This window comes from Streptomyces sp. 8L (genome assembly GCF_020176795.1).
GTDB lineage: Bacteria > Actinomycetota > Actinomycetes > Streptomycetales > Streptomycetaceae > Streptomyces.
Map to the genome: position 1 here is coordinate 1 of NZ_JAIUKE010000729.1, position 3,537 is coordinate 3,537.

Consider the following 3,537-nt stretch of genomic DNA (forward strand, 5'->3'; position numbering starts at 1 on the left):
GGGGTCGCCCACAATTGCGCGGCCCCGCCTTTGTGGGGCTCCGACGGGCGGGGCGGCCGGCACCGTGGGTTAACGTCGAAGCGATCAGAGCACTGTCCGACTGTCCGACCTCACCCGCGGAGCCCCCATGAGCACCGTCGCGCCCACAGCGGCCGCCCCCCGCGCCGGCGTTCTCGCCGACCTCATCCCCGCAAGCCGCACCCGCGACATCGCGCTCGTCGCCGGGGGCGCCGTGCTCACCGGACTCGCCGCGCAGCTGTCCGTGCCCGTGCCCGGCTCCCCCGTGCCGGTCACCGGCCAGACCTTCGCGGCACTGCTCGTCGGCACCGCCCTCGGCGCGCGCCGCGGCTTCCTCTCCCTCGCGCTCTACACCGTGCTGGGCGTGGCGGGGATGCCGTGGTTCTCCGGCGGCACCTCGGGCCCCGGCGGCGCCTCGTTCGGCTACGTGCTCGGCATGCTCGCGGCGTCCGCCGTCGTCGGTGCGCTGGCGCGGCGCGGCGGCGACCGCTCGGTGCTGCGCACGGCGGGCACGATGGTGCTCGGCTCGGCCGTCGTGTACGCGGTCGGCGTGCCCTACCTGGCGCTGTCCGCCGGGCTGTCCGCGAGCGCGGCGATCGCCGCGGGGCTCGTCCCCTTCCTCCTCGGCGACGCGCTCAAGGCCGCGCTCGCGATGGGCGCCCTGCCGAGCGCCTGGAAGCTGACGGGCCGCCGCGGCTGACCTGCCCGCGGGAGCTTTTCGAGGCCCCCCCCCCCCCCGGGGGGGGGGGGGGGGGGGGCCCCCGCGTCGTCCGCGTGATCGCCGTAGCGACCGTCTGCGGTCAGTAGTGATCGACTGCGGTCAGTGGCGACCGCCTGTGGTCAGGGGCGATCGCGGCGGTCAGTGGCCTCTGCCGCCGCCGAAGAAGCCGCCGAACGGGCTGTCGCCGTTGTCGCCGCCACCACCGTTGTCGCCGCCGCCGTTCTGGCCGGTGCCTCCGTCGGTCTGGCCGCCCGCGGTGTCGCCGTTGTTGCCGTCACCGCCCCCGCCGCCCTTGTTCTTGTCGGCGCCACCGTCGTTCTTCTGGTTGCCCGACTTGGGGTCCTTCTTCTTCATGTCGGGAAGGTTGATCGTCGGCAGCGACGGCGACGTCGTGCCCGCCAGCGCCCCGCTCATGGCGTCCTTCCAGATCGGCCCCGGGGTGTCGGCGCCCTGGACCTGCGTGTGGTACTGGCCGCCGATCGTGATGTTCCGCATCGACACGTTGTGTGTCGGGCCGCCGACCCAGACCGCGCCCGCCATGTCCGCCGTGTAGCCGACGAACCAGGCCGCGTTGAGTTCGTCCGTGGTACCGGTCTTGCCCGCGTTGTCGCGGTCCTTCAAGCCGGCGAGCGTACCCGTACCGTCCTCGACCACGCCCTTCAGCAGCGAGTTTATGACCGTCGCCGTGTGCTCGGACATCGCCTGCTTGCACTGCGACTTCGGCACCGGCAGCGACTTGCCGGTCGTGGTCGTGATCGACGAGACGGCGACCGGCGAGCAGTAGACGCCCTTGTTCGCGAACGTCGCGTACGCGTTGGCCATCGTCAGCGGCGAGACCAGCTGGGTGCCGAGGGTGACCGACGGCACCTGGTCGATCTTCTTCCCGTCCGCGCGCTGCACGCCCATCTTCGTCGCCATCTGCGTCACGGGACAGACGCCGATCTTGCTGATCAGCTGCACGAAGTAGGTGTTGACCGACTTGGCCATCGCCTCCTTCATGTTCATCGGCCCGACCTCGGACTTCGACTCGTTCTCGACGGTCGCGGGCGAGGTGGAGCTGTTCTGCCAGGTGCCGTTGCAGGTCTGCACGGGCGAGGGGTAGTTCATCTTGTACGGCGCGGGCTCGACCGTGCCCGGGTCCGTACCACTGTCGATGGCCGCCGCGGCGGTGATCGGCTTGAACGTGGAACCGGACTGGAAGCCGTTGCCGCCGCCCATGTCGTGGTTGGTGCTGAGGTTCAGCTGCGTCTCGTTGGTCCCGAAGCCGTACGGGCGTGACTGGCCCATCGCGAGGACCTTGCCCGTGCCCGGCTGGACGAGGGTCACGGCCGTCGCCACCGAGTCCGTCTTGTAGACGTGCTTCTCGATGGAGGACTGCACGGCCGCCTGGGCCTTCGGGTCGAGCGTCGTCTTGATCGTCAGGCCGCCGGTGTTCCAGCGGTCGGCGCGCTCCTGGGCCGTCTTGCCGAACGTCGGGTCGTTCAGGAGAGTGTCGCGCACGTAGTCGCAGAAGAAGCCCGCGCCCTTGACCGCGGTGATGCAGCCGCTCTTGGGGCGCTTCACCTTGAGCTTGATCGGGGTCGCGATCGCCTTGTCCGCCTCGGACTGCGAGATGTCGCCGACCTGCTCCATCCGCTCCAGTACGGTGTTGCGCCGCTTCAGCGCGGTCGGCTCGTCGTTGATCGGGTCGTACTGGCTGGGCGACTGGACGAGGCCGGCGAGCAGCGCCGACTCCTGGAGGTTCAGGTCCTTGGCGTGCTTCGAGAAGTACAGCTCGGACGCGGCCTCGACGCCATAGGCCTGCTCGCCGAAGAACGTGATGTTCAGGTAGTTCTCAAGGATCTTCTTCTTGCCGAGCTCGTCCTCGACCTGGATCGCGTACTTCAGCTCCTGGACCTTGCGGCCCAGGGTCTGCTGCGTGGCCTGGGCGACCTTGGTGGGGTCGTTGCCGGCCTCCTCGATGAAGACGTTCTTCACGTACTGCTGCGTCAGCGTGGAGGCACCCTGTGCGACACCGCCGGACTGGGCGTTCTGGTTGAGCGCGCGGGCGATGCCCTTGACGTCGACCGCTCCATGCTGGTAGTAGCGGGAGTCCTCGATCGCGACGAGCGCCTTCTGCATATAGGGGGAGATGTCCTTGAGCGGCACCACCGTGCGGTCGCGCGAGTAGACATCGGCGATCTTGCCGCCGTTCGCGTCGAGGATGGTGGTCCGCTGGCTCAGCGGCGGCGTCTTGAGGTTGGCGGGGAGTTCGTCGAATCCCTTGACCGTCCCTTTGGCCGCGAGACCCAGCGACCCGAAGGCCGGCAGGGCGATGCCGGCGAGCACCGCGCCGGCGAGCACGCTGACTCCCAGGAACTTGGCGGCCTGCTGGGTCTTGGACAGGCCCCCGCCCGAGCGCTTCTTTGGCATGAGGTGAAGCCTACGTTCTGATTCGTCGGACAGACGTCAAGGCTCTGGCCTAAGCTCCACTCGACTGTCACGATTCCGCACGCCGCTCCGTCCGCCCGTCCGCTCCGTTTCGTCCACGCCGCTCAGTCCACGCCGCCCAGTCCGCTCCGTCTACGCTGCTTCGTCCGCTCCGCGCTCTTTGGTCCGTTCCCTTCGCTCCGGTCTCTCCGTCCGCTCGCTCCGCTGTCTCCGTCCGCGCCGGGTCCATGTGTCTCTCCCGACATCCCCGGTCCGGCGGCCCCGGCTTCCGGGATGTCAAACGCGTGCTGGGGGGTGCCCCTATCTCTTTCGTCAAGGGGCGGGCCGGTTGATTGGTGATGTTTCAGGTGGCTTGGGGGACGGCTTGA

The 3,537-nt window shown here is 69.5% G+C and carries 2 protein-coding genes; one reads left to right on the plus strand and one right to left on the minus strand.

Annotation, left to right across the window (positions count from 1 at the left end):
- Positions 1-127: 127 nt before the first annotated feature.
- Positions 128-718, plus strand: coding sequence for a biotin transporter BioY (locus LCE31_RS37910; RefSeq protein ID WP_225022690.1), 591 nt, complete (start codon positions 128-130; stop codon positions 716-718).
- A 159-nt stretch (positions 719-877) separates the two neighbouring features.
- On the opposite strand, the gene LCE31_RS37915 is transcribed toward LCE31_RS37910, so the two are convergent.
- Complete coding sequence (locus tag LCE31_RS37915; RefSeq protein WP_225022691.1) at positions 878-3,151, minus strand: transglycosylase domain-containing protein; 2,274 nt, start codon at positions 3,149-3,151, stop codon at positions 878-880.
- Between the last annotated feature and the right edge of the window lie 386 nt (positions 3,152-3,537).

Excerpts from the sequence above, each read along its gene's own strand:
- LCE31_RS37915 (WP_225022691.1), bottom strand. The coding sequence starts at position 3,151 with ATGCCAAAGAAGCGCTCGGGCGGGGGCCTGTCCAAGACCCAGCAGGCC.
- LCE31_RS37910 (WP_225022690.1), top strand. The coding sequence starts at position 128 with ATGAGCACCGTCGCGCCCACAGCGGCCGCCCCCCGCGCCGGCGTTCTC.